Source organism: Isoptericola sp. NPDC019571, assembly GCF_044389385.1.
In the GTDB taxonomy this organism is placed as follows: Bacteria; Actinomycetota; Actinomycetes; order Actinomycetales; family Cellulomonadaceae; genus Isoptericola; species Isoptericola nanjingensis.
In genome coordinates this window covers 102,967-128,542 of the sequence record NZ_JBIRXZ010000001.1, presented here as the reverse complement: position 1 = coordinate 128,542, position 25,576 = coordinate 102,967, and the positions used below count along the sequence as shown (strand labels likewise).

The following is a 25,576-nucleotide window of genomic DNA, read 5'->3' as shown; positions in this document are numbered from 1 at the left end:
GTCGGGGCGCCCGTCGCCGCATTGTCAGCGATTATCGATTAATGTAACCTGCGGGTGCTTGACGATCCGGGCGCGCCGCACCCGCGTCGCCCCGAGAACCCCGTGACCACACGAGAGGTCGGAGCACTCGCAATGAAGCGACCACTGTCAGCACTGCTGCTGACGTCCCTGCTCCTCGCAGGGACGCAGACGGCGGCCCACGCCGCACCACCCCCGCCCGCCGGCGCCCACAAGGCCGGCGTCGTCCTCTACGTCTCCCCCGACGGGAACGACGGCGCGAAGGGATCCCAGAAGCGTCCCCTGGCGAGCCTCGAGGGCGCGCGCGACGCGATCCGCGAGCTGTCGAAGGGACAGCGCAAGAAGGGCGTCACCGTGTACCTCCGCGAGGGCACGTACGAGCGCTCGGAGTCGTTCCTCCTCGGACCGGAGGACTCCGGCACCGCGGACGCCCCCATCACCTACGCCTCCTACCCGGGTGAGACCGCGACGATCTCGGGCGGCAAGGAGCTGCCCTACGACGGCTTCTCCCCCGTCACCGACCAGGCCGTGCTCGACCGGATCATCGAGACGTCCGCGCGCGACGACGTCCTCCAGATCGACCTGCGCGAGCTCGGCATCGACGACTACGGCCAGCTCAGCCGGCACGGCTACTGGAAGGCCAACGACGTCAGCACGACGCCGCCGATGGAGCTGTACGTGGACGGCGAGGACATGACCCTCGCGCGCTGGCCCAACGCCGGCGCCGCGAAGGACACCGTCCAGATGAACAAGATCGTCGACCCCGGCCCCACCAAGGACGACGCCGACCTGCAGGAGCGCGGCGGCACGTTCAGCTACTCCTACGACCGCCCGCAGTACTGGGGCGAGGCGAAGGACGTCTGGATGGACGGCATCTTCGGCCAGAGCTGGGAGTGGTCGTACAACAAGATCGAGACGATCGACACCGACGCGCGCACCATCACGCTGCGCTACGGCGAGATGTCGGGGCTGATGAAGACCTGGTACCCCGACTTCCACTTCGCGCAGAACCTGCTCGAAGAGCTCGACGCGCCGGGCGAGTACTACATCGACCGCGACACCGGGATGCTCTACCTGGTGCCGAACGCGTCGTTCCTGGCCGAGCGCGGGGCGCCCGTCGTCACGACGCTGGACGAGCCGATGATCCGCACGGACGGCGCGTCGTACGTGACGTTCGACGACCTGGTCCTCGAGTACGGACGGGCCCTGGGCGCCGTCATCCTCGGCGGCAGCCACGTGACGATCTCGCACAGCGACGTGCAGAACTTCTCCGACGGCGGCGTGTCCATCAACTCACCGGGCCGGTACACCTACGACGGCATCCCGGTGAACCGGGGCGGGCGCGACCACGCCGTCGTCTCCAGCGACATCCGGCACGTCGGCGGCGTCGGCGTCGTGCTGCAGGGCGGGGACAAGACGACCCTGGAGCCCGGCCGCAACCGCGTCGAGGACTCGCACATCCATGACTTCGCGTACTACCACAAGGCGTACAACCCGGGCGTGATGTTCGACGGCGTCGGGAACGTCGCGCGCGGCAACGAGATCAACGACGCGCCGCACCCGGGCGTCATCGTGCACGGCAACGATCACCTGTTCGAGCAGAACGAGGTCTACGACGTCTGCAAGACGTTCCAGGACCTCGGCGCGATCTACATGAACTCCGGCGAGACGCCGCAGCAGCGCGGGCACGTGTTCCGGCAGAACTACTTCCACGACGTCGGCCTCACCAAGCACGGCGTCGAGGGCATCTATGCCGACAACTTCACGTGGGACCTGGAGATCAGCCAGAACGTCTTCGTGGACATGGGCAACGACGCGATCAAGTCCGGCTCGGCCGACTACATCGACGCCACGAACAACGTGTTCGTCGACACGACCGTGCCCTACGACAACTACACGCAGTGGATGGGCGACGGGGAGGGCAACACCGTCGACCGCGTGTACATGCCGAAGTGGAAGAAGGTGTTCGCCGACAACAAGGACTTCGTCGGCACGCCGTACCTGGAGAAGTACCCCGAGCTGGGCCACTTCTTCGAGGACAACCACTACTTCCCGAACAACTCCACGTTCGCGAGGAACGTCGTGTGGAACCCCGACCGCACGCGCAACCCCGACGTCAACGCCGAGGGCGCGCTCGACACGAAGGACCTCCTCGACTACGGGACCGGCGACGACGCCAACTGGGTGGCGGACGCCGACCCGGGCTTCGTCGACGCGGCGAACGGCGACTACACGCTGCGCGACGACGCCGCCGTCTTCGACCAGATCCCCGGCTTCGAGGCGATCCCGTTCGACGAGATCGGCACGGACGGGCACGTCGGCCAGTCGCAGACGCCGGACACCGTGGCCCTGGAGTCGCTCCAGCTGCCCGCGGACCAGCTGGCGGTGACGCTCGGCGACGAGGTGTCGGTGGCCGCGCAGGCGGTGCCGTGGAACGCCACCCAGCAGGCCGTCACCTACACCTCGAGCGACCCGGAGGTCGCGACCGTCAGCGCCGCGGGGATCCTCACCGCCGTCGCGCCCGGCGAGGTGACGGTGACCGCGGAGGCGAAGGCCGACGCGAGCATCCGTGACGAGATGACCGTGACCGTGGCGGCCGGCGACGGCGTGCTGCACTCCACGGACTTCGAGACGGGCGGCAACGGCTGGGCCACCGACCCGAACCGCGCGATCGTCGACGACGGCACGGGCGACCACGTCTACCGGATCAAGAACGGCGCCAACTCCCAGCTCGACCGCTCCTTCACGGAGTACGCGCTCGACTTCACGGTGACGACGCCGGCAGAGGTGCCCGAGGGCGGGCAGATGCTCGTCTACGACCGCACCGGCAGCACGCCGGGCGGGTACGTCCGCTACCGCCACGCGGCGGCCGGCTCGACGTGGACGATCTTCGACTCCGCGTGGGGCACGGTGAAGGAGGTGACGCTGCCCGCGGGCGAGGGGCTCGAGCCCTCCACCCAGTACGACGTCCGCGTCGTGGTGACGGCCGGCGGCGTGCGCGTGCTGCTCGACGGCGAGGAGGTCGTGGCGGGCGCCAACCCGGCGCCCGACGGGGCCGGCAAGGTCGGCTTCTACGTGCAGGGCTTCGCGTCGCTGGACTTCGACGACGTGCGGTTCTCGCTCGTGGGCGTCGACCCCGACGGGCTCACCCTGGCGCCGTCCGAGGCGACGATCGAGCCGGGCGAGACGCACCCGCTCGCGCCGTCGTTCACCCCCGCGGACGCCACGCGCACCGGGCTCGGGTGGACCTCGAGCGACGAGTCCGTCGCGACCGTGGACGCGAAGGGCGTCGTCCGCGGCGTCGCCGCCGGCACGGCCACGATCACGGCGACGTCGACCGTGGTGGCCGGCCTCGCGGCGTCGTCCACCGTGACGGTGCAGGCGGCCGACCACCCCGTGTCGTCGCTCGGCGCCGAGATCCTCGACCCCGCGGCCTGGACGCCGGGCGAGGGGATCACGGTGGCCGACGGCGCGGCCCACCTGGCCCCGCGCGGCGCGTGGAGCTTCAAGCCCCGGCAGTTCGGCGACGAGCTGCTCCGGTTCGACACCTCGGTCGGTGCCTTCAACGGCGGCTGGTTCGGGTTCTCCGTCCGGTCGAAGACCGCCGGCGACCCGGTGTGGACCAACAGCAGCTCGGGCTACCTCGTGGTGATCAAGGAGGACGTCATCGAGATGCAGAAGTGGAGCCCCGCCGTCTTCATGGTCGACACGTTCCCCAACACGGTGATCGAGCCGAACTCGACCCACGAGGTCACGTTCGGCGCCGTCGACGTCGAGGGCGGCACCCGCGTCGTGCTGCGCGTGGACGGCGAGCCGGTCTGGAGCTACCTGGACGACGCGGCCGACAACCCGCTCGCCACGGACGGGTACTTCACGGCCTACCGCCAGGGCCCCGCGGGAGAGATGAGCATCGCGCCCGCGAGCTGACCGAGTCGCCTTCGAGCACGGGATCCGTGTCGCCATTCGCCCGGTTGGCGATACGGATCCCGTGCTCGAAGGGAACTCCTCCTCCCGTCCCCTAGGGTCCTGACCGTGCGGTCGAGAGCGACGTCCCGGGAGACGCGGCGCGTGCGGGCGGCGCTCGACGACGCCACGCACGCGCTCGGCTCGACGCTCGACGACGGCCAGCGCGCCGCCGCGGACGCACTCGCCGCCGCCGGGGCCCGCGTCTCGGCCCGCCGCCGGGGCCGGGGCGTCTACCTGTACGGACCGGTGGGCCGCGGGAAGACCTTCCTCGTCGACGCCCTCCTGGCCGCCCTGCCGGACGACGGCGTCCTGCGGGTGCACGCCTTCGAGGCCGCCCGCCGGCTGCACGCAGCCGTCGCCCGCGAGTCGGGGAGCCCCGGTGCCCTGCCGCGCGCGCTCGCGAGCCTGCTCGACGGCACGCGGGTGCTGTTCCTCGACGAGCTGCACGCCCATGACCCCGGCGACGCGATGATCCTGGCGCGGCTGGTCCGCGAGGCCGTCGGGCGCGGCATCCCGCTGCTCGCCACGTCGAACTACCCGCCGGACGGACTGCTGCCCAGCCCGCACCACCACCACCTGGTGCTCCCGCTGGTGCGGTCGATCGTCGAGTGCTGCGACGTGGTCGAGGTGGCGCACGGCGAGGACTACCGCCGCCGCAGCGACCTCGTCGACCGCTCGGGCTGGCGCGCCGGGGCGTGGGCCGTGCCGGGCAGCGCCGCGCAGGTCGCCTCCCTCGGCCTGGCCACCCCGGACCCGGGCGACCGCTTCCTGGTGCGGCTCCCCGCGACGACGCTGCGCGCCCTCGCCGCGGCCGGCCCCGGCACCCCCGAGGGCGTGGTGCACCTGGACTTCGGCGAGCTGTGCGAGGCGCCCACGTCCGTCGGCGACGTCCTCGACCTCGTGGACCGGTTCGGCACCCTCGTCGTGTGGCGGGTGCCCCGGCTCTCGGCGACGACGCCGGACGGGGCGCAGCGGTTCGCGAACCTCGTGGACGTGGCGTGGGACCGCGACGTGCGGCTGGTCATGCTCGCCGAGAGCGCGCCCGACGACGTCCTGGACGCCGAGGTCCGCGACCGCGACCGGATCGCCAGCCGCCTCGCGGCCCTCCCCCGGGTCTGACGCCCGCGAGCCCGCTCTCCCCTCGCGACGTCCTCTGCGCTAGATTATTGGCATGACCGCCAATAACGTCGTCGCAGGCCACCGCGGCAGACGCCGCCGGCTCAGCCCAGAGCGCTCCCGCCAGGAGATCCTCGACGCCGCGACCGCGCTGGTGGCCGAGCACGGTCCCGACGCCGTCACCATCGCCCAGGTCGCCGCCGCGGTCGGCGTGACCCGAGGCCTGGTCAGCCACTACTTCGGCACCCACCGCGGCCTGGTCCGCGAGGTGCTGCGCGCAGAGGACGCACGCCACCGCGAGCGCGTCCGCGCCCGGGTCGCGGACGACGCCGGCGTCCCGTACGCCACCCGGATGCTCGACGTCGTGTTCGCGACGCTCGACGACGAGCGGTACCTGCGGCTGTGGGCATGGTCGGCCCTGCACCCCGAGCACGGCGCGCTCGCGACCGACGGGCTCGCCGGCATCGCGGACGTGATGGAGGCGGGCCTGCGCGCGGCGCTGCCCGCGGACCGGGTCCCGTCGCGCGACCGGATCGAGGCGGTGCTGCTCCTCGGGATGTCCGGCGCGTACGGCTACGCGCTGGGCGGGCGGTCCTGGCAGTCGGCGCTCGGTCACGACCCGGGCGACCCCGAGCACGCCACCGCGTTCCGGACCGCGCTCTCGGCCGCGGTGGCGGCGTACCTCGTCGGCGAGGAGGCCGCCTGATGGACAGCACGCTGGGCTCCGTGCTGGACACGGTGCCGCCCCAGGTCCTCGTCGGCCTGGTGACCCTGACGGCGATCGTCCTCCTCCGCCTGCGCCCCCGACCCGTGCGGACCGGGCGCCTGTTGATCGTCCCGGTCGCCGTCATGCTCGTCGGCGCGTTCCTGCTGGTGCCGTGGCTCGCGCTGCCGTCGCCCGGGGGCGCGATCGCCACGATCGCGGTCCTGGCCGTCGACGTCGTCCTCACGGTGGGCCTCGGCGTGGCCCGCGGGGCCACCGTCGAGGTCACCACAGGCCCGACCGGGTCGGTCCGGTTCCGCTACACCGGGGTGACCGTCGCGCTCTGGGCGGTGTCCGTGGCGCTGCGCTTCGAGCTCGCCGACGCGGGCGCGGGGGCCGGCGCGTCCCCGGCCGTCACGGAGGGGAGCATCCTGCTGGCGCTGGGGCTCTCGCTGCTGGTGCAGAACCTCGTCGTCGTCCACGCGATCAGCCGCGCACGCGCCCGCCGCCCTCAGCCCTTGACCGAGCCGAGCATGACGCCGGACACGAAGAACCGCTGCACGAACGGGTAGACGCACACGATGGGGATGATCGTGAGGATCATCGTGACCGCCTGGATGTTGGCCGAGACGGCCTGGGTGGTCGCGCCGACGGCGGCGGCGCCCTCGGACGCCGACGACGACGCCCCCGCGATGAGGTTCCGCATGAACAGCGTGACGGGGAAGAGCTCGTTCTTGTCGAGGTACAGGAAGGCCGAGAACCAGTCGTTCCAGTACGCGACCGAGTAGAACAGCACCATCGTGGCGAGCACGGCCTTCGACAGCGGCAGCACGATGCGGCCGAAGATCCCGAACCACCCCAGCCCGTCGATCTGCGCCGCCTCCTCCAGCTCCTGCGGGAGGTTCTCGAAGAACGACTTCATGACCAGCAGGTTGAAGACGGAGACGGCGCCAGGGAGCACCACCGCCCACATCGTGTTCTTCAGCCCGAGCGACGAGATCAGCACGTAGTTGGGAACCAGCCCGCCGTTGAAGAACATCGTGAACACGGCGACGCCGATGAGGACCCCGCGACCGCGCAGGTGCCGCTTGGAGATGACGAACGCGAACGTCGTGGTCAGGACCATCGCGATGGTGGTGCCGACGAGCGTGTAGACGAGGGTGTTGCGGTAGCTGCTCCAGAACAGCCCGTCCTGCGCCATGGCGCGGTAGGTGTCCAGGTTGAACCCGACCGGCCAGAAGCTCACCATCCCGGCCTTGATCGCGCCGGGGCTGCTGAACGACTGCGCGAACACGGTGACGAACGGGTAGAGCATGAACAGGGACACCACCACCAGCGCCACCGTGTTGAACACCGTGAACGCCCGGTACCCCCGGGTGTCCCGCGCCCCGACGGGCGTGCCGGCGGACCGCACGCTCGGGGACGACGTCGCGCGCTGCATCACCACAGGCTTGCTCCCACCACTCGTCGCGAGATGAAGTTGGCGCTCAGCACCATGACCAGCCCGATGCACGCCTGGAAGAGCCCGATGGCGGCCGCGTAGCTGAGGTTGTTGGACACCAGGCCGACCCGGTAGAGGTACGTCGAGATGACGTCCGCCGTGGAGTACGTGAGCGGGTTGTAGAGCAGCAGGACCTTCTCGAACCCCACGTTGAGGAACGTGCCGATGTTGAGGATCAGCAGCGTGATCATCGTGGGCCGGATCCCGGGGATCGTCACGTGCCACGTCTGCTGCCACCGGTTCGCGCCGTCGATGCGCGCCGCCTCGTACAGCGACGCGTCCACGGTGGTGAGGGCGGCGAGATAGAGGATCGTGCCCCAGCCGACGGTCTGCCAGACCTCCGACCCCACGTAGATCGTGCGGAACCACTCCGCCCGCTGCAGGAACGGGACGGCCTCGCCGCCGAGTCCCTCGATGATCTGGTTGACGGTGCCCTGCAGCGACAGCAGCTGCATGACCATGCCCGCCACGATCACCAGCGACAGGAAGTGCGGCAGGTAGGAGATCGACTGGATGGTGCGCTTGAAGGCCTTCTTGCGCACCTCGTTGAGCAGGAGCGCCAGCACGATCGGCAGCGGGAAGCAGACGAGGAGCGTGAGCCCGCCGAGGATCACCGTGTTGCTGAAGACCTTCCAGAACGTCGGGTCGTGGATGAACATCTCCACGTACCGCAGGCCCACCCACCGCTCGCCGAAGATGCTGCCGCCGGGGCGGAACTGCCGGAACGCGATGACGTTCCCCAGCATCGGCACGTAGCGGAAGACCAGCAGGAACGCCACGGGCAGGACGGCGAGGGCGTACAGCTGCCAGTCGCGGCGCAGGCTCAGCCGCCACGATCGGCGGGCCGGCCTCGACCGGCCCACGTCCGCCCGCGGGGGGCGGGGCGTGGGCCCGTCGAGAACCGGCGCCGGGGCCGACAGCTGCCGGTCCGAGGTCGTGCTCATGGATCAGTTCTTCTCGGCGAAGCGCTGCTGCGCGCCGTTGATCAGGTCGAGGTAGCCCTGCAGGTTCTGCCCCTCGAGCTCGGTGACGTAGTCGTCCCACTCCGCCAGCGGACGGTCGCCGAGGATGAACTTCAGCGTGTTCGTGTCCACCGTGTCCTTGAGCGGGGTGGCGAGCAGGGACGCCTGCTCCAGCTCGGCGTCGTCCAGCGGCGCCGCCGGGAACGGGTCGCGCGGGGTCCTGCTCTCCAGGACGCGGTCCATGTACTCGACGAACTGGTCGGAGTTGTAGGACTCCTTCAGGGCGCGCGACTCGGTGGACTCCGCGAGGAAGGTGGAGAAGCCGAGGTCCTTCGCGAGGTCGGTCTTCGCGTCGGGGTTGATGTTGTACGCGTCGAGCGAGTAGTCCGGGTCGATGGTGATCGTGCCGTCGGCGTCCTTCGTGTACGTCTCGCCCTCGACGCCCCAGCGCAGCATCTCGCGCGCGTCGGGGCTGTAGTACAGCCAGTCGAGGAACTGGACCAGGGCGACGAAGTGCGGGTCGTCCTTGGCCTCGGCGCTGAGCATGAACCCGTGCCAGAAGTTGCGGGGCTCCACGACCTGGCCCGCGGGGCCGCCGGGCGGGGCGATCTGCACGAGCTCGAACTCGGCGTCCGGATCGGCCTCCTGGAGGGCGAGCTGGAACTCCGCCACGGTGCCGGAGGCGCCGGAGGCCGCGTACACCGCGCTGTTCGCCACCTTCTCGGAGAGCTCGTTCACGCTGCCGTCGCTGGTCGTGGTCAGGGTCTCCGGGTCGAGCAGCCCGTCCTCGACGAGCCCGTGGAAGTACTCGACCATCTCCTTGTACCCGTCGGACGTCGCCGCGTAGGTGAACTCGCCGGCCCCCTCGTCCCAGAACGTGCCGTTGCCGAAGCCCCACCCGGCGACCGTGCCGTAGGCGTGCGCCGCGTAGTTGAGCATCGACTGCCCCTCGAACCCGTCGGCGAGCGGCTTGGAGTCGGGGTGCTTCGCCTTGATCTTCTCGAGGGCGACGCGCAGCTCGTCCCAGGTCTCCGGCACTTCGGCGCCGACCTCGTCGAAGACGTCCTTGCGGATGATCATCGAGAACACCGGGACGGACACCTCCTGCAGCCCGGGAACCATGTAGTACTTCCCGTCGTCCTGGCGGAGGTTGTCGATCATGTCGCCGAGGTCCCACTCCTCGACGTACTTCTGGAAGTTCGGCATGAGGTCGACGTAGTCGCTCATCGGGAGCACCGCGCCCGACGAGACGAAGGGCGCGTCCTCGCCCGTGTAGACGAGCGGGATGATCTGGGGGGCGTCGCCGGCACTGATGAGCAGGCTGCGCTTCTCCGTGGCGTCGCTGAACGGGATGTTGGTCGGCTGGAGCGTGACGTTGGTCCGCTTCTCGATCTCGTCGAAGAGCTGCCACGAGTCCTTGATCGGCAGCTCCGGCCAGTCGGTCCACAGGATCGAGAAGTCGACGGGCTCGGTCGCCTTGAACTGCTGGTCGGCGGCGAAGTCGGTCATCGACGCCTCGGTGTTGTCCAGGCCCGCGCCGCCCTCCTCCGACTCGCCGCTGCACGCGGCGAGGAGCAGCAGCGACGACGCCGCGACGGCTGCCGGGACGGCCCGCCACGGGCGGCGCGCCCGCGGTGTCAGATCACCCATCATGTGTCTCCCCTTCGAGAACCCCGGGCCACGTCGCCCGAGCCGACCGACCGTCCGACTGCCCGGTCCGTCTGCGATTTTAGCGTTAAACTAGAGCCCGCCTCCGGGCCCGTCAACCCCCGTCCCTCCGGTGGATCAGGGTGCGAGGCGCAGCTCGACGGCGCACTCTCCCGCCGCCAGGTCGACCGTCGCCGACGACGCGCCGCAGCGCGCCTCGTACCTGCCGGCGAAGCCCTCCACCTCGATCCGCCCTGCCGCGTCCGTGCGGCCCGGCGTCGGGCCTGTCCACCACACGTCGCGGACCAGGGACCGCAGGGCGTCGTAGGACGGCTTGGGCGTGCCGTCCGCCCGCACGAGCCCCGCCGGGGCACCGAGCCACGCCCCGGCGTCGCCGAGACCCCAGTACGTGATGGACTCGACGGCCGGGTGGGAGACGAGCGCCGAGTAGTGCGCCACCACATCGGCCGCCTGGCGAGCCTCGCCCTCGGGCGTGGACGGCCACCGGGCGACCTGGTGGTCGTTGAGGTCCTCGACGTCGGCCGGCATGAGGTCGCCCGAGACGAGCGTCGTCTCGGTCCAGTGGAGCGGCAGCCCGAAGCGGGCGAACCGGTCGCAGACCTCGAGCAGCCGGTCGGCGCCGCGGAAGCCCTGGTGCATGTGCGACTGCAGCCCGATCGCGTCGACCCGCACGCCCGCCTCGAGCAGCTCCTCGATCAGCCGCTCGTACTCGGGCCCCAGGTCGAAGTCGTTGATCAGCAGACGCGGCGACGTGCCCGGGCCGCGCGCCTCGTCGACCGCCAGCCGCACCATCTCGACCCGGCCGAGTCGTGCGCACAGACGACTGATCGCGTTGGGGACGCCGTCGGGCTCGTTCGTGAACCGGGGCATGATCACCACCTCGTTGATGGCGTCCCACGTGTCGATCAGACCGGCGAGGTCGCGCACCTCCCGGCGCACGCGCTCGCGCAGCAGCCGCTCCGCGTCGTCCAGCGGCAGGCGGTCGACCCACGGGGCCTTGACCGTGTGCCACACCAGCGGGTGCCCCTTGAGGCGCACCTCCCGGTCGGCGAACCAGCGCGCCACCTCGGTGAGGTCGGCGAGGGCCGTCTCCCCGCGCCGCGGCTCGTAGCGCCCCCAGTACACGGGCAGGGTCGCCGTGTCGAACAGCCCCAGCCAGAGGTCCTGGTAGCCGGCGTCCGCGCCCGCCACCTCGAAGGCCGCACAGCCGAACTCGAACGCGTGGCGCACCTGGCGCACCGTGACGTCCTCGTGCGCGAGGGGGCGGCCCTCCTCGTCCGTGAGCGTGACGACGCTCCGGGTGCGGCGGTGGTCGAGGCCGGTCACGCCGCAGCCTCCGGCGTGAACGGCACGAGCGTTCTTCTCATGTGTCTCCTTCGTCGTGCGTCGTCCTGGTCAGAGCCGGGCAAGGCCATTCCATTCGCCGCGCCGGAGCGGGAGCACGGCGCCGTGCTTGGTGTGCGGGGGCAGGTGCAGCTCGTCCTCCGGCACGGGATCCCACCGTCCGGACGAGATGTCGGTGGTGGTCAGCGCCCTGTACCCCTGCGGCGGGCGGCCGTACTGGTCCACCCACAGGTACCACCGGCTCCCGTCGTGCGTCGGGAAGACGAGCGGACCCTCGACCGCGGGGCCGAACCCCTGGCCCAGCCCGGTCGCGAGCGTCCGGAAGGCGGGGTCGAAGAACGACGACCCCACCTGGTGGAAGACCTGCCACGACCCCGGCGCGCCGTCGTCCTGCTTCGCGAACCGGTGCACCTCGTCGCCGACGGCCACCGCCGTCATGTCGATCACCCCTCCGGGCAGCTCGAGGTACGTCTCGGCGGGGGCGAACGTGCGGAGGTCGCGGGTGGTGGCGGTCATGATCCGCGGTACGCAGGGCCCCTCGTGCCGCGGGTCGTCGGGGGCGTAGAGGGCCGCCGCGAAGTGCAGCACGAGGACGCCGGTGTCCGCGTCGTGGAACACCTCCGGCGCCCAGGCCATGCCCGCGTGCGGCGGCGCGACGGTCACGTGGCGCGGCTCCGACCACGTCAGGAGGTCCGGCGAGTCCCAGACGACGACGTCCCGGCTGCCGCGGCGGGCGTACTCGTGCCAGTCCGGACCGGCGGGACGCCACACCCGCAGGTCGGTGGCGACGAGGTGGAAGCCCTTGCCGTCGGGCCGGCGCGCGACGTGCGGGTCGCGGACGCCGGTGGTGCCGGCGGTGGTCTCGAGGACCGGCGCGCCGCCGTGGAGCGGACGCCATCGCAGCGGGTCGTCACCCTCGCTGAGGCTGAAGTGGACGCGCTCCCCGTGGCCCGCCGGGTCCTCCACGAAGTGCACGAGGAGATAGCCGTACGGATCGTCGGAGCGCATCGTCGAGCCCTTCCCGGTTTATCGTTAATCCGGACCGACCCTGACATGGCGGAATCGCGTCGTCAAGGCCGGCACGACGCCGCCGCGCACGGCCTGGCAGGATCACCCCGGGAGGTGGCGCATGGTCACGATGAGCGACGTCGCGCGGGAGGCGGGCGTGTCGATGATGACCGTCTCGAACGTGCTCACGGGCAACAAGCGCGTGGGCGAGCCCACCCGCGACCGGGTGCTTGCGGCGGTCGAGTCGCTGGGGTACGAGGTGAACCTCACCGCCCGGCACCTGCGCGCCGGCCGCACGGACACGGTGGCCCTCATCGTGCCCAGCTTCCACGACTACTTCGGCGAGGTCGCGGACCGGATCGCCCCCCTGGTCGAGGCCGGCGGCCGCCACCTCGTGGTCGAGCGCACCAGCGCGGACGCGCGCAGCGAGATGGAGTCGCTGAGCATGCCGCGGCTGCGGATGTACGACGGCGTCCTCCTCTCGGTGGCCGGCCTGCACAGCGACGAGCTCGACCGGGTCCCGACGTCCACCCCGATCGTCCTCCTGGGCGAGCGGGAGGTGCCCCCGCAGTTCGACCACGTCCGCCTCGCCAACGTCGAGGGCGCCCGCCTGGCGACGGCGCACCTGCTCGAACGCGGGGCGCGGCGGGTGCTCGCCCTCGGCGCCTCGGCCGAGGCGTCGGTCGGCATGGAGTCGGACCGGCACGCGGGATGGGCCGAGGCGCACCGCGCGGCCGGGCTCGTCGCGGACGAGCGCCTGGTCACGCCGGTGCCGGACTTCACGTCCGAGGCCGCGTACGACGCCGTCACCCGGCTGCTCGACGACGGCATGCCGTTCGACGGCCTCTTCGCCGTCAACGACACCGTGGCGTTCGGGGCGGTGGCCGCGCTCGCCGAGCGAGGCGTGCGGGTCCCCCACGACGTCCAGCTGGTGGGCTTCGACAACCTCGGGGTCTCGCGCTTCGTCCCGCCGGGGATCACGTCGGTCGACCCCGGCTACGACGTCGTGGCGGCCACGGCCGTGCGGCTCCTCGAGCAGCGGATGGCCGGCGGGGACGGTCCGCACGAGCACGTGACCGTCCCCGTCCACCTGGTCGAGCGCGGCTCGACCCGCGCCTGACGCCCTCAATCCTCGGATCTCTTGCCCCGTGAGGTACCGCGTGCTCGTTGCCGTGCCCCCGTGTTACCGCTAGGTTGACTCTCAGTCATCCGATCTTTCTGTCCGTCGCCACGAAGAGGTGCGCATGCCCACCATCACCGACGTCGAGATCACCGACGTCCGCTTCCCCACCTCCCGCACGGCCGACGGGTCGGACGCCATGAACGCCGACGCCGACTACTCGGCCGTCTACGTCGTCCTGCGCACCGACGGCACCGACCCCGCGGGCGAGCCGCTGGCCGGCCACGGCCTGACGTTCACCATCGGGCGCGGCACGGACGTCGTCGCCCTGGCGGCCCGGCACCAGGCCGAGCGGCTGGTGGGGCGGGACGTCGACGACGTCGTCGGCGACCTGGGCGGCACGTACCGCGACCTCACCGCCGACAGCCAGCTGCGCTGGCTCGGGCCGGAGAAGGGCGTCGTGCACCTGTCGCTGGCCGCCGTCCTCAACGCGGCGTGGGACCTGGCCGGGCGCCGCGCCGGCAAGCCGGTGTGGCGGCTGCTCGCGGACATGACGCCCGAGCAGCTCGTCGACGTCGCGGACCTGCGCTACCTCTCGGACGCCCTCACCCGCGACGAGGCGCTGGAGATCCTGCGCGCCGCCGAGCCCGGCAAGGCCGAGCGCATCGCGCACCTGGAGCGCCGCGGCTACCCCGCGTACACGACGTCGGCCGGCTGGCTCGGGTACGACGACGCCAAGCTGCGCCGCCTCACCCGGGAGGCCGTGGACGCCGGCTACCGGCACGTGAAGCTCAAGGTCGGGGCGCGGCTCGAGGACGACGTCCGCCGCCTCGGCATCGCGCGCGAGGAGCTCGGCCCGGACCTCACGCTGATGATCGACGCCAACCAGGTGTGGGACGTGCCCGAGGCCATCGAGTGGGTCCGCGCCCTGCAGCGGTTCGACCCGCTGTGGATCGAGGAGCCCACGTCGCCCGACGACGTCCTCGGCCACGCCGCCGTGCGCGAGGGCGTCGCCCCGGTGCGCGTCGCGACGGGCGAGCACTGCCACAACCGCGTGATGTTCAAGCAGCTCTTCCAGGCGCGGGCCACCGACTACTGCCAGCTCGACACGGGCCGCCTCGCCAGCATCAACGAGATCGTCGCGGTGCTGCTGCTCGCCGCGAAGTTCGGCGTGCCCGTCTGCCCGCACGCCGGCGGCGTCGGCCTGTGCGAGATGGTGCAGCACGTGTCCGTGCTCGACTACGTCGCCGTGTCGGGGTCGCTGGACGGGCGCATCACCGAGTTCGTCGACCACCTGCACGAGCACTTCACCGACCCGTGCCTGGTGGAGGACCTCGGCGAGGGCGTGTCGTACGTCGTGCCGACCGCGCCCGGCTACTCCACCCAGATGCGCCCGGAGTCCGTGGCGGAGTTCCGCTTCCCCGGCGGCGCTGCGTGGACGTCGTGACCGTGGTGACCTGGGACACGTTGCCCGGAACACGTTGACCTCAACAAGGGTTCAGGTCGTAGCGTGACCAGCAACGAGATCCGCGACGACGAAGGGGACGAGATGCCCGTCTACACCCTGCCCGACCTGCCGTACGACTACAGCGCCCTCGAGCCGCACATCAGCGGCAAGATCATGGAGCTGCACCACGACAAGCACCACGCGGCCTACGTCACCGGCGCCAACACCGCCCTGGAGAAGCTCGCCGAGGCCCGCGAGTCCGGCGACAACGCCGCGGTGAACCTGCACGAGAAGAACCTCGCGTTCAACCTCGGCGGCCACACCAACCACACCGTCTTCTGGAACAACCTCTCCCCCGAGGGCGGCGGCCAGCCCGAGGGCGAGCTCGCCGAGGCCGTCAAGGACGCCTTCGGCTCCTTCGACAAGTTCCAGGCCCAGTTCGCCGCCGTCGCCACCGGCATCCAGGGCTCCGGCTGGGCCGTGCTCGGCTGGGACTCCATCAGCCAGCGCCTCGCCATCTTCCAGCTCTTCGACCAGCAGGCCAACGTCCCCGTCGGCATCACCCCGCTGTTCATGCTGGACATGTGGGAGCACGCCTTCTACCTCGACTACCTCAACGTCAAGGCCGACTACGTCAAGGCCGTCTGGAACATCGCGAACTGGCAGGACGTCGCCGCCCGCCTCCAGCGCGCCCGCACCCAGACCGCCGGGCTCATCGTCCCCGCCTGACGACCCCCGCGCTGTGAGCGGGCGTCTGGCCCCGTCTCCGTCGGGAGACAGGGCCAGACGCCCGCTCACAGCGCTGTCTGCTGGTACAGCACGAGCCGGGGCTCGCCGTCGACGACGACGTAGGTGCTCGCCATGAGCGCGACGAACGGCGGGTCGTCGCCGCGCAGAGCCCGCGCGCGGTAGACGAGCGCGGCGGCGCCGTCCAGGAGACCGACGCGGCGCGCGTCGCGCAGGTCGTAGGAGTCCCACGGCGGCGCACCGTCCAGCGAGGCGACGGCGGCGTCGCGGTCGAGCACCGAGCCGTCGACGAGCACCATGAGCGCGGCGGGCGTCATGAGGTCGCCGTAGAACGCGCCCCCGGTGCTCCGGCACAGCGCGTCCCACCCCTGGCGCTCCAGGTCCAGCAGCCGGTCGAGCGTGAGGTCTGCCATCGCGCCAGGCTACGGACCGCGGCGGGCCCACGCACGGACGGCCCCGGATTCATCGGAGGAATCGGTGCACCCGTGCGGGAACTGGGCCATAATCCAGGGCATGTCCCGCACCGATGAGGTCGTCGACGGCGTCCGCCGCATGATCACCGGCGGCGAGCTCGGCCCCGGCGACCGGCTCCCCGTGGAGAAGGATCTCGCCGACCGGCTCGGCGTCTCCCGCGGCTCCCTGCGTGAGGGGGTGCGCGCCCTCACCGTGCTCGGCGTCCTCGACACCCGCCAGGGCGACGGCACGTACGTCACCAGCCTCGACCCCGCACGGCTCATGTCCTCGCTGCAGTTCGTCGTGGACCTGCACGGCGACACCAGCGCGCGCCCTTTCCACGCCGTCCGGCGGGTGCTCGAGACCGAGGCCGCCGGCCTGGCCGCCCACCGCATCACCCCGGCGGCGCTGGAGGAGGCCCGCGTCGTGCTCGAGCAAGCGGCGAGCACCCTCGCGCAGGACGAGATCGACCACGCCGCCTTCATCGAGGCCGACACCGCGTTCCACCGGATCGTCGCCGACCAGGGCGGCAACCCCGTGGTCACCGCCCTCGTCGAGGCCATCGCCGGCCGCACCGCCCGGGAGCGGCTCTGGCGGGGGCTGCACGAGGAGGGTGCCGAGGCCCGCACCCAGCGCGACCACGAGGCCGTCTGGCGCGCCCTGGCCGCCGGCGACGCCGAGGCCGCGCGCGTGCGCATGGCCGCGCACCTCCTCGACGTCGAGGAGACCCTCCCCGGCCCGGAGGCCACCGAGGACTGACCCCGCGGGTCAGCCTCCGGTGGCCGCACCTAGACTGGGCCTCGCCTGCGATCAAGCCACCGGTCACCAGCAGGAGACGCGCGCGAGAGGAACGGATCATGGCCACCCACGGTGGTATCAACCTGAGCGACGACGGACTCCGGTGGGAGATGTGGGGCGAGATCGACGTCGCCGTCGCCCACGAGGTCTACGCCACGCTGGAGGCAGCGGGCGAGGGCCGCAAGACCCTCGACATGCGCAGGGTCACGTTCATCGACTCCTCCGGCGTGCGCCTCGTGGTCCTCGCGTGCGAGAACGGCCCGCACCCGCGGGTGGTCGGCGCTCCGCAGCTGGTCCGCGACATCTTCGAGATGATGAGCTTCGACATGCTGGTCGACTTCGTGGACGCCGACCCGGCGGAGCCCCTCGACGACGCTACGCGGACGGGGTCCGGACCCCGATCGTGAGCAGCAGGTTGGCGTAGACGCGCTGGTCGCCCGTGGCGACCAGCAGGGCGACGTCGTCGGACCGGGCGGCGTCGTAGAACGCGAAGCGGTCCAGCTCGTCCCAGCCGACGTCGGCCCCGAGCATCGCCCGGTAGCCGGTGTGCGCGGGGATCTCCTCCCCCGCGGCGACGACGTCGCCCGCCACACCGCCGGGCACCATGACGGCGGCGGACTCGACGGGCACGGCGTCGAGCAGCACCTCGAGCACCTGGTCCACGGTCAGCAGGCCGGGCCGCAGGTTGAGGTGCACGCGCGCGGCGCCCGGCCGGGCGCCCGTGGAGTGCGGGTAGTTCGCGTCGGCGAGCAGCACCCGCGACCCGTGCCCCGCCGCGGCGAGCGCCGCGACGAGGCCCGGGTGCAACAGCTCGTAGCGGAGCACGTCAGCCCCGCGTGGCCGCGGCCGGGACGCGCGCGTCGGCGAACGCGTGCCGCTGGCGGCCGAGGCCGTCGATCTCGACCTCGACGACGTCGCCGTCGGCCAGGTACGGGAACCGGCCGGACAGCGCGACACCCTCGGGGGTGCCGGTGCAGATCAGGTCGCCCGGCTCGAGCGTCATGTACTGCGACAGGTGGTGCACGATCTCGGCGACGCCGAAGATCATGTCCGTCGTCGACGAGTCCTGGCGAGGCTCGCCGTTGACGGACGAGCGCAGGCGCAGGTCGCTCGTGTCCACCTCGTCGGCGGGCACCAGCGCGGGGCCCGTCGGCAGGAACGCCGGGCCGCACTTGCCCTTCGACCACTGGCCGAGGGAGTCGTCGAGCTGCCAGGCCCGCTCGCTCACGTCGTCCACCACGGTGTACCCGGCGACGTGCGCCAGCGCGGCCTCGGGCGACGGCAGGTAGCTCGCCTGCTTCCCGACGACGATCGCGAGCTCGACCTCCCAGTCGACCTTCTCCGAGCCGGGCGGGATCGGCACGGCGTCGTCGGGGCCGACCACCGTGTTCGGGTGCTTGAAGAAGATGATCGGCAGGCGCGGCGACTCCGCGCCCGACTCCCGCGCGTGCGCGGCGTAGTTCTGGCCCACGCACACGACGGCGGTGGGCCGCGCGATCGGGGCACCGCGGCGCAGGCCGTCCGCGCCGTCGAGCACGGGCAGCTCGCCGGCGGCGAGGGCGGCGCGCGTACGCGCGATGCCGTCGGCGGCGAGGAAGCCGCCGTCGACGTCGCCGGTCAGCGGTCGCAGGTCGTAGGTGGCGCCGTCGGTGGTGACGGCGGGGATCTCCTGGCCCACCGGGCCCAGGCGGAGCAGCTGCATCGATGTCCTCTGTTCTCTCTGGGGGGCGCCTCGATCATGCGCCCGGGTCGCGTCCCGGTCACATCCGTCCCGCCATGCGGGCGGCGGGACGGACGGGACGTCACGCGAAGGCGTCGGGGTGGGCCTCGGGGGCGAGGAGCCCCCGGCCCACCAGGTGGGCCCACAGGTCGGCGGGGACGACGGCGGCGTGCCGGTCCACGGCCTGCCGCACCTGGTCGGCGGTGCGCAGCCCGACCACGGTGCTCGTCACCGCGGGGTGGGTGCGGACGTAGGCGAGCGCGGCCTGCGGCAGCGTGACGCCGTGCTCGGCGCACGCGGCGGCGATGCGGCGCGTGCGGTCGAGCAGGGCCGCGGGCGCCGGGGCGTAGTCGTAGGTCGCGTCGTCGGGCACGACGTCGCGGGCCAGCAGCCCGGAGTTGTACACGCCGGCCACGACGACGGAGGCGCCGCGCGCGGCGGCCGCCGGCAGCAGGTCGGCCAGCGCGGGCTGCTCCAGCAGCGTGAACCGGCCCGCGCACATCACCACGTCCACGTCCGCCTCGGTGACGAGCCGCGCGAGCATCGCGGACTGGTTCATCCCGGCGCCGATCGCGCCGACGACGCCCTGGTCGCGAAGCTCCACCAGCGCCGGGACGGCCTCGGTGAACGCCTGCTCCTCGTGGTCGTCCGGGTCGTGCAGGTACACGACGTCGACCCGGTCCAGGCCGGTGCGCTCCAGGCTCGCCTCCAGCGACCGCAGCACGCCGTCGCGGGAGAAGTCCCACACCCGCCGCGTCGCGGCGGGCACGTCGAACATGTCCGGGTCCTTCGCGTGCGCCGTCTCCGGGGAGGGCACCAGCAGGCGCCCCACCTTCGTCGACACGACGTACTCGTCCCGCGGGCGGCCGGCCAGGCTCGCGCCGAGCCGCCGCTCCGACAGACCCAGCCCGTAGTGCGGCGCCGTGTCGAAGTAGCGGACGCCCGCGTCCCACGCGGCGTCGACCGCCTTCTGGGTCTCCGCGTCCGTCGTCGCCCGGTAGAGGTTGCCGGCCTGCGCCGCCCCGTAGCCGAGGCCGGTCAGCCGGACCCCGGTCGCCCGGACCTCCCGGGAGGGCAGCGCGCTCACGCCTGCTCCGGCGGGCGCACGCGCAGCTCGTGCATGCCGCCGTCGACGGCGAGCGCGGTGCCGGTGGTGGCGGTCGCGAGCGGGCTCGCGAGGTAGCAGACCGCGTGCGCGACGGCCTCCGGGCTCACCAGCCTCCCGGTGGGCTGGCGGGCCGCGAGCGCGGCGCGCTCGGCGGCCGGGTCGGGGGCGGCATCGAGCAGCCGCCCCACCCACGGCGTGTCCACGGTGCCGGGGTTCACGCAGGTCACGCGGACGCCCTCGCGCACGTGGTCGGCCGCCATCGCGAGGGTGAGCGCCTGCACGGCACCCTTGCTCGCGGAGTACAGGGCGCGCTGCGGCAGCCCGGACCACGACGCGATCGAGGCGGTGTTCACGACGGCGGCGTGCTCCGACGCGCGCAGGTGCGGCAGCGCCGCCCGCGTCACGCGGACGATGCCGAGCACGTTGACGTCGAGCACCCGCAGCCACTCGGCGTCGTCGTTGTCCGCGACCGTGCCCTGCGCGCCGATCCCGGCGTTGTTCACGACGACGTCGATGCCGCCCATCTCGGCGGCCGCGCCCTCGACGGCGGCGCGCACCGCGGCGTCGTCGGTGACGTCGGCGACCTGGGCGCCGGCGCCGTCGGGCACGCCGTCCCGCGTGCGGTCGATCGCGACCACCTGGGCGCCGCGGGCGAGCAGGGCGCGCACGACGGACGCGCCGATGCCGGACGCGCCCCCGGTCACGATCGCGCGGATGCCGGCGAACTCCGGCGGGTTCTCGAGGGGGGCGGTGCTCACGGGTGCTCCTTCGTGCGGGTGGTGAGGTGGTCGACCGCGAGGCCGTAGGTGGCGACGGCGGTGCCGCCTCGCACGGCGGCGCGCTCGTCGTCGGACAGGGACTCCAGCAGCTCATCGGCGGCGGCCCACCAGCGCCCGTAGCCGGAGGCGAGGAGGCAGACGGGCCAGTCGCTGCCGAGCAGGAGGCGGTCGGGACCGAAGACCTCGAGCGCGTGGTCGGCGGCGGGGCGCAGGTCCGCCGTGGTCCAGGAGTCCCAGCGCGCCTCCGTGACCAGCCCGGACAGCTTCGCGACGACGTTCGGGCGGGCCGCGAGCGCCGCCAGGTCGGCGCGCCAGGCGTCCAGGGCGGCCGGAACGTCGGGCAGCGCCGCGAGCGGCGGCTTGGCGAGGTGGTCGAGCACGAACCGGGTGTCGGGCAGGGCGGCGGCGAGTCGGCCGCACGACGCGAGCTGGTCGGCGCGGACCACGAGGTCGAACGGCAGGCCTGCCGCGCCGACGGCCGCGATGCCGGCGTGCACGTCGGGGCGGTCGAGGTAGCCCGGGTCGGGCTCGGCCTGCACCATCGTGCGGATCCCGACGAGGCGGTCACCGACCGGGCCCTCGCGCAGCGCGGCGAGGCGGTCCTCGAGCGCAGGATCGAAGAGGTCTGCCCAGCCCACGACGCCGGCGATGCGCGCCGCGCGCCCCTCGGGCGAGGCGGCGACGTCGAGCAGGTCGTCGGTCTCTGCCCAGGTGCTCACGCTCTGCACGACGACGGTCGCGTCGACGTCGTGCGCCGCGGCGGGCAGGTCGGCGGCGGTGAAGTCGGCGTCGATCGCCGCCATCGTCGTGGGGTCGATCCAGTCCTGCGGGTGCCGCGCGCGGACCCACAGGTGGTGGTGCGCGTCGACGACGACGTCGGACATCCGGACTCCCTCGGCCTGCGGACTGATTCATCCAATGTATAGGCGCTCCATCCGCTTGCGCCAGCCCCGTCGGCCCCGAGTATCCTCAGATCGCACACGAAGACGTCATATCTCTGTGTGCACGACTCGACCGGCTCCCGAGCCGGCCCCGCCGCTCGACGAGGAGTGATCCGCATGACCACGGCCGCCCCGCCCCTGCGCCCCGAGCAGGCGTGGTTCACCGAGGCCCGCTTCGGCCTCTTCGTGCACTTCGGCCTCTACTCCGCGGCCGCCCGGCACGAGTGGGTGATGAGCTTCGAGAAGCAGACCGTCGAGCAGTACGCACGCTACGCCGAGGTGTTCGACCCGGACCTGTTCGACGCGCGGGCCCTCGTGCGCGCCGCCAAGGACGCCGGGATGAGGTACGTCGTGCTGACCACCAAGCACCACGACGGCTTCGCCCTGTGGGACTCCGCCGTCAGCGACTACAGCATCGCCCGCACCCGCGGGCGCGACCTCGTGGCGGAGCTGGCCGAGGCCGTCCGTGCCGAGGGCCTGCGGCTGGGGCTCTACCACTCGCTCCTCGACTGGCACCACCCCGACTACACGGTCGACGCCGACCACCCCCGCCGGGACGACCCCGACGCCCACGCCCTCAACGACGGCCGCGACATGGCCCGCTACCGCGAGTACCTGCACGCCCAGGTGCGCGAGCTGCTCACCGGGTACGGGCCGGTCGACTACGTCTTCTTCGACTTCACCGACACCCGCGACCGGCGCGGCTGGCCCGGCAAGCGCCCCGAGGACTGGGACGCCGAGGGCCTGCTCGCCATGGTCCGCGAGCTGCAGCCCCAGGCCGTGGTCAACGACCGCCTCGGCATCCCCGGCGACCTCGTCACCCCCGAGCAGTACCAGCCGGACGCCCCGATGCGCGACGCCGCGGGCGAGCTCGTCGTCTGGGAGGCCTGCCAGACCCTCAACGGCAGCTGGGGGTACGACCGCGACAACACGAGGTTCAAGGACCCGGACCTCCTGGTGCGCATGCTCGTCGACACCGTGTCCAAGGGCGGCAACCTGCTCCTGAACGTCGGTCCCGACGGCCGGGGCGCGGTGCCTGCCCGCGACGCCGCCACGCTCGCCGCGCTCGGGGCGTGGACCCGCCTGCACGGGCGCTCGATCCGGGGCGCCGGCCCGGCCGACCCCGACCTGGCTGCCGCCGTCGCCCCCGGCCTGCCGCCCGGCGCCGTGCTCACGCAGCGCGACGACCGCCTCTACGTCCACCTGTTCGCGTGGCCCTTCGGGCACGTCCACCTGCGCGGGCTCGCCGACCGGGTGCGCTACGCCCAGCTGCTGCACGACGGCTCCGAGCTGCGCACGTCGGTGTCCGACCCGGACCAGAAGGCATGGAACACCAACCCGGGCGGGCAGCCGCCCGGCACGCTCACGCTGCACCTGCCCACGGCACGGCCCGACGTCGCCGTGCCGGTGATCGAGCTGTTCCTCGACCGGTAGCCGTCAGGCGCCCGCGACCTCCGCCAGGCGTCGCACGTCGACGGCCCAGCCGTCGGCGCCGCCGACGGCGTCCCGCATCCCCTTCCAGCCGTCCCCGTGCCGTCCGAGGTGGCGGTGCTCGAGGACGACGCGGGTGCGGCGTTCGTCGACCGCGACGAACGAGACGTGCACCTCGCTGCAGCGCGCGGGGTCGGTCTCGACCTCCCAGCGCGGTGACACGTCCCAGGTGAAGGCGAACCGCGCGGGGCGCTCGACGACGAGCACGCGGCCGATCGTGCAGCGGTTCCCCGCGGCGTCGACCTCGGTGATCGAGCCGCCGGCCCGGAGGTCGACCTCCATGTCGACGGTGTCGTCGAGGAGGTGGTGGTCCGGGTCCCACCAGGTCGACGTCTGCCGCGTGAACACGTCGAAGACGTGCGCGCGCGGGGCGGCGACGTCCACCGCCACGGACACGGCGTGGGGGCCGGCGTCCGTCTCAGGTCGGGTCGGGGTGGTCATGGAAGGTCTCCTCTGCGACGGAGGCGAAGCTGTCGAGCGAACGGCGCCAGAACAGGTCCAGGTACTCGCGGAGCATCGCGAGCCCCTCGGGGTCGGCGCGGTAGACGCGGCGGGTGCCGACGGCCTCGTCGGCGACCAGCCGGGCGTCCTTGAGCACGCGCAGGTGCTGCGAGACGGCCGGGCGGCTCACGGGCAGCCCGGCGGCGAGCTCCCCGACCGACGACGGCCGGGCCGCGACGCGCTCGTAGATCTCGCGCCGTGTGGGGTCCGCCAGGGCGGCGAATCCCGATATGTCAGTAGCCACTTACGGTAAGTTACGCCTGACGGTACGCCCCCACAAGACCCCGTCGAAGATCGCGCCCGACCGGTGGATATACTCGCGGCGTCGAGGCGGACCCGCGCCGCCTTGCGCTCGAAAAAGGGGCGCACGGCAGCCCGGTCACCGGCAGTCACGCTGCACAGCCAGCACGTCGGACCCGGCGTCGGGACCGCACGGGACACATACGGACCGCACCACTCATCCGTCACTGTTCCCCTGGAGGCCCCGTGCCCACCGTGTCCGCGCATGTCGCCCGCACCCTCGCCCAGCACGTCGACCACGTCTTCGGCGTCATGGGCAACGGCAACGCCTGGTTCCTCGACGACGTCGAGCGCACCGCGGCCGCCCGGTTCACCGCCGTCCGGCACGAGGCCGGCGGCGTCGTCGCCGCCGACGCCTACTTCCGCGCCTCCGGCCGCATCGCCGCCGCGACCGTCACCTACGGCGCCGGCTTCACCAACACGTTGACGGCGCTCGCCGAGGCCGCGCAGGCCCGCGTGCCGCTCGTGCTCCTCGCGGGCGACGAGCCGACGTCGGGCCCCCGCCCGTGGGACGTGGACCAGATCGCGCTGGCCGCCGCCGTCGGCGCGCGCACCTATACCGTCGGCCGCGCGGACGCCGCGGCGACCACCGTGATCGCCGTCGAGCACTCGCTCACCTACCGCGTGCCCGTCGTGCTGGCCATCCCCTACGACGTCGCCGCGCTCGAGGCCGGCCCGGTGCCCGAGGCGCCCGAGCCCGCCCTCCCCGGGCCGCTCGCGCCCGCCGGCCCGTTCGACGCCGCCGCGATCACCGAGCTCGCGCACGCCCTCGCCGGGGCCGAGCGCCCCCTGCTCCTCGCGGGCCGCGGCGCCTGGCTGGCCGGCGCGAGCACGGCGCTGGGCGAGCTCGCGGACGCCACCGGCGCGCTCACGACGACGACGGCGCTGGGCCGCGGCGTCTTCCCCGACGGCCGGTACGACCTCGGCGTCGCCGGCGGGTTCGGCGCCGACGGCGCGATGGCGCTGGTGCGCGAGGCGGACGTCGCCGTCGTCGTGGGCGCGTCGCTCAACCAGTTCACGATGCGGTTCGGCGAGCTCTTCTCCCCCGGCACCCGCGTGGTCCAGGTGGACGTCGCGCAGGCCGCGACGCACCGCCACGTGGGCTCGTTCGTCCGCGGCGACGCCGCGCTCGTCACCGGCGCCCTGCTCGACGAGCTGCGCGCCCTCGGCGCCGCGCCGTCGGGCTGGCGCGACTCCGTGGACGTCGCCGCCGCCCGCACCTACGACACGGGGCCCGCCGACGGCCTCGCCGCCGACGGGCGCCTCGACCCGCGCGGCGTCGCGAGCCGCATCGGCGCGCTGCTCCCCGCCGACCGGGTGGTCGTGTCCGACGGCGGCCACTTCATCGGCTGGGCCAACATGTACTGGCCCGTGGCGTCGCCCGACCGGATGATGATGGTCGGCACCGCCTTCCAGTCCATCGGGCTGGGCTTCCCCAGCGTCGCCGGCGCGGCCGCGGCCCGGCCGGACGCCACCGTCGTGCTCACCACCGGTGACGGCGGCGGGCTCATGGCCCTGGCCGACCTCGAGACCGCCGTGCGCACCGCGGGCGGCCGCGGCGTCGCCGTCGTGTGGAACGACGCCGTCTACGGCGCCGAGGTGCACGTCTACGGGCGCCAGGGCCTCGCCGAGGAGCCCATGCGTATCCCCGAGACCGACTTCGCCGCGCTCGCCGCCGCCGTCGGCGCGGAGGGCGTCGTCGTGCGCAGCCTCGCCGACCTCGACCGCCTCGGCACCTGGGCGCGCGAGCCCGTCGACCGGCGCCGCTTCCTCATGCTCGACTGCCGCGTGTCCCCCACCGTCGTCGCCCCGTACCAGGAGGAGATCCTGCGCGTGAACCGGACCCGCTGACCCACTCGCCGGCATCTAGCCCGGCCCCATGCCG

The 25,576-nt window shown here is 72.8% G+C and carries 24 protein-coding genes; 11 read left to right on the top strand and 13 right to left on the bottom strand.

Annotated features, from left to right (window positions below; all coding sequences use genetic code 11):
• The first annotated feature begins 132 nt into the window (after positions 1 to 132).
• The 4 genes from ACH443_RS00580 (at position 133) to ACH443_RS00565 (ending at position 6,375) form a co-directional block, all read left to right on the top strand.
• Entirely contained in the window at positions 133 to 3,945 is a 3,813-nt protein-coding gene (locus tag ACH443_RS00580) for an Ig-like domain-containing protein (RefSeq protein ID WP_429765665.1), read from the top strand.
• Between the two features lie 105 nt (positions 3,946 to 4,050).
• Positions 4,051 to 5,103 carry a cell division protein ZapE gene (gene zapE, locus ACH443_RS00575; protein ID WP_430589183.1) on the top strand — a complete coding sequence of 351 codons (1,053 nt, stop codon included), beginning with the start codon at positions 4,051 to 4,053 and terminating at the stop codon, positions 5,101 to 5,103.
• 52 nt (positions 5,104 to 5,155) lie between these two features.
• Positions 5,156 to 5,806: a TetR/AcrR family transcriptional regulator gene (locus tag ACH443_RS00570; RefSeq protein ID WP_430557810.1), complete on the top strand. Its 651-nt coding sequence runs from the start codon at positions 5,156 to 5,158 to the stop codon at positions 5,804 to 5,806.
• Positions 5,806 to 6,375, top strand: a complete 570-nt coding sequence (locus ACH443_RS00565) for a hypothetical protein (RefSeq protein ID WP_430589182.1) — start codon at positions 5,806 to 5,808, stop codon at positions 6,373 to 6,375. The genes ACH443_RS00570 and ACH443_RS00565 overlap by 1 nt, the downstream gene beginning before the upstream one ends.
• On the opposite strand, the gene ACH443_RS00560 is transcribed toward ACH443_RS00565, so the two are convergent.
• From ACH443_RS00560 to ACH443_RS00540, 5 genes are all read right to left on the bottom strand, one after another.
• Positions 6,315 to 7,244, bottom strand: a complete 930-nt coding sequence (locus ACH443_RS00560) for a carbohydrate ABC transporter permease (RefSeq protein ID WP_430589181.1) — start codon at positions 7,242 to 7,244, stop codon at positions 6,315 to 6,317. The two genes, ACH443_RS00565 and ACH443_RS00560, sit on opposite strands and share 61 nt — an antisense overlap.
• Positions 7,244 to 8,248, bottom strand: a complete 1,005-nt coding sequence (locus tag ACH443_RS00555; protein WP_429765656.1) for an ABC transporter permease — start codon at positions 8,246 to 8,248, stop codon at positions 7,244 to 7,246. The genes ACH443_RS00560 and ACH443_RS00555 overlap by 1 nt, the downstream gene beginning before the upstream one ends.
• Before the next feature lie 3 nt (positions 8,249 to 8,251).
• A complete protein-coding gene (locus ACH443_RS00550) occupies positions 8,252 to 9,919 on the bottom strand; it encodes an extracellular solute-binding protein (RefSeq protein WP_430589180.1) in 1,668 nt (555 codons plus the stop codon).
• A 132-nt stretch (positions 9,920 to 10,051) separates the two neighbouring features.
• A complete protein-coding gene (locus ACH443_RS00545) occupies positions 10,052 to 11,260 on the bottom strand; it encodes an endo-1,4-beta-xylanase (protein WP_430589179.1) in 1,209 nt (402 codons plus the stop codon).
• Between the two features lie 69 nt (positions 11,261 to 11,329).
• A complete protein-coding gene (locus tag ACH443_RS00540; RefSeq protein ID WP_430589178.1) occupies positions 11,330 to 12,286 on the bottom strand; it encodes a glycoside hydrolase family 43 protein in 957 nt (318 codons plus the stop codon).
• A 121-nt stretch (positions 12,287 to 12,407) separates the two neighbouring features.
• Here ACH443_RS00540 and ACH443_RS00535 point away from each other — a divergent pair, with 121 nt between their 5' ends.
• From ACH443_RS00535 to ACH443_RS00525, 3 genes are all read left to right on the top strand, one after another.
• Positions 12,408 to 13,406, top strand: coding sequence for a LacI family DNA-binding transcriptional regulator (locus tag ACH443_RS00535; protein ID WP_429765649.1), 999 nt, complete (start codon positions 12,408 to 12,410; stop codon positions 13,404 to 13,406).
• Positions 13,407 to 13,530: 124 nt separating this feature from the next.
• Positions 13,531 to 14,853: an enolase C-terminal domain-like protein gene (locus tag ACH443_RS00530; protein ID WP_430557804.1), complete on the top strand. Its 1,323-nt coding sequence runs from the start codon at positions 13,531 to 13,533 to the stop codon at positions 14,851 to 14,853.
• A gap of 102 nt (positions 14,854 to 14,955) precedes the next feature.
• Positions 14,956 to 15,582, top strand: coding sequence for a superoxide dismutase (locus ACH443_RS00525; protein WP_430589448.1), 627 nt, complete (start codon positions 14,956 to 14,958; stop codon positions 15,580 to 15,582).
• 65 nt (positions 15,583 to 15,647) lie between these two features.
• Here ACH443_RS00525 and ACH443_RS00520 read toward each other — a convergent pair whose 3' ends face one another.
• Positions 15,648 to 16,013, bottom strand: coding sequence for a nuclear transport factor 2 family protein (locus tag ACH443_RS00520; RefSeq protein ID WP_430589177.1), 366 nt, complete (start codon positions 16,011 to 16,013; stop codon positions 15,648 to 15,650).
• Between the two features lie 100 nt (positions 16,014 to 16,113).
• Between ACH443_RS00520 and ACH443_RS00515 the strand changes: the two genes are divergently transcribed.
• Both ACH443_RS00515 and ACH443_RS00510 read left to right on the top strand, forming a co-directional pair.
• On the top strand, positions 16,114 to 16,812 hold the full coding sequence (locus ACH443_RS00515) for a FadR/GntR family transcriptional regulator (protein WP_430589176.1): 699 nt from the start codon (positions 16,114 to 16,116) through the stop codon (positions 16,810 to 16,812).
• A 98-nt stretch (positions 16,813 to 16,910) separates the two neighbouring features.
• A complete protein-coding gene (locus tag ACH443_RS00510) occupies positions 16,911 to 17,258 on the top strand; it encodes an STAS domain-containing protein (RefSeq protein ID WP_429765643.1) in 348 nt (115 codons plus the stop codon).
• Here ACH443_RS00510 and ACH443_RS00505 read toward each other — a convergent pair.
• From ACH443_RS00505 to ACH443_RS00485, 5 genes are all read right to left on the bottom strand, one after another.
• A complete protein-coding gene (locus ACH443_RS00505; RefSeq protein WP_430589175.1) occupies positions 17,227 to 17,676 on the bottom strand; it encodes an RbsD/FucU domain-containing protein in 450 nt (149 codons plus the stop codon). The genes ACH443_RS00510 and ACH443_RS00505 overlap by 32 nt on opposite strands.
• Before the next feature lies 1 nt (position 17,677).
• Positions 17,678 to 18,553: a fumarylacetoacetate hydrolase family protein gene (locus tag ACH443_RS00500; RefSeq protein ID WP_430589174.1), complete on the bottom strand. Its 876-nt coding sequence runs from the start codon at positions 18,551 to 18,553 to the stop codon at positions 17,678 to 17,680.
• Positions 18,554 to 18,653: 100 nt separating this feature from the next.
• On the bottom strand, positions 18,654 to 19,649 hold the full coding sequence (locus ACH443_RS00495) for an aldo/keto reductase (RefSeq protein WP_430589447.1): 996 nt from the start codon (positions 19,647 to 19,649) through the stop codon (positions 18,654 to 18,656).
• Between the two features lie 5 nt (positions 19,650 to 19,654).
• On the bottom strand, positions 19,655 to 20,437 hold the full coding sequence (locus tag ACH443_RS00490) for an SDR family NAD(P)-dependent oxidoreductase (protein ID WP_429765636.1): 783 nt from the start codon (positions 20,435 to 20,437) through the stop codon (positions 19,655 to 19,657).
• A complete protein-coding gene (locus tag ACH443_RS00485) occupies positions 20,434 to 21,342 on the bottom strand; it encodes an amidohydrolase family protein (RefSeq protein WP_430589173.1) in 909 nt (302 codons plus the stop codon). The genes ACH443_RS00490 and ACH443_RS00485 overlap by 4 nt, the downstream gene beginning before the upstream one ends.
• Before the next feature lie 174 nt (positions 21,343 to 21,516).
• On the opposite strand from ACH443_RS00485, the gene ACH443_RS00480 reads away from it, so the two are divergent.
• Positions 21,517 to 22,833, top strand: a complete 1,317-nt coding sequence (locus ACH443_RS00480) for an alpha-L-fucosidase (RefSeq protein WP_430556306.1) — start codon at positions 21,517 to 21,519, stop codon at positions 22,831 to 22,833.
• Positions 22,834 to 22,836: 3 nt separating this feature from the next.
• Here ACH443_RS00480 and ACH443_RS00475 read toward each other — a convergent pair whose 3' ends face one another.
• Complete coding sequence (locus ACH443_RS00475; RefSeq protein ID WP_430589172.1) at positions 22,837 to 23,331, bottom strand: SRPBCC domain-containing protein; 495 nt, start codon at positions 23,329 to 23,331, stop codon at positions 22,837 to 22,839.
• Complete coding sequence (locus ACH443_RS00470; protein WP_429765628.1) at positions 23,309 to 23,635, bottom strand: ArsR/SmtB family transcription factor; 327 nt, start codon at positions 23,633 to 23,635, stop codon at positions 23,309 to 23,311. Before ACH443_RS00470 ends, ACH443_RS00475 begins: the two co-directional genes overlap by 23 nt.
• A 242-nt stretch (positions 23,636 to 23,877) precedes the next feature.
• Between ACH443_RS00470 and ACH443_RS00465 the strand changes: the two genes are divergently transcribed.
• Complete coding sequence (locus ACH443_RS00465) at positions 23,878 to 25,542, top strand: thiamine pyrophosphate-binding protein (protein WP_430556308.1); 1,665 nt, start codon at positions 23,878 to 23,880, stop codon at positions 25,540 to 25,542.
• Positions 25,543 to 25,576 lie beyond the last annotated feature (34 nt).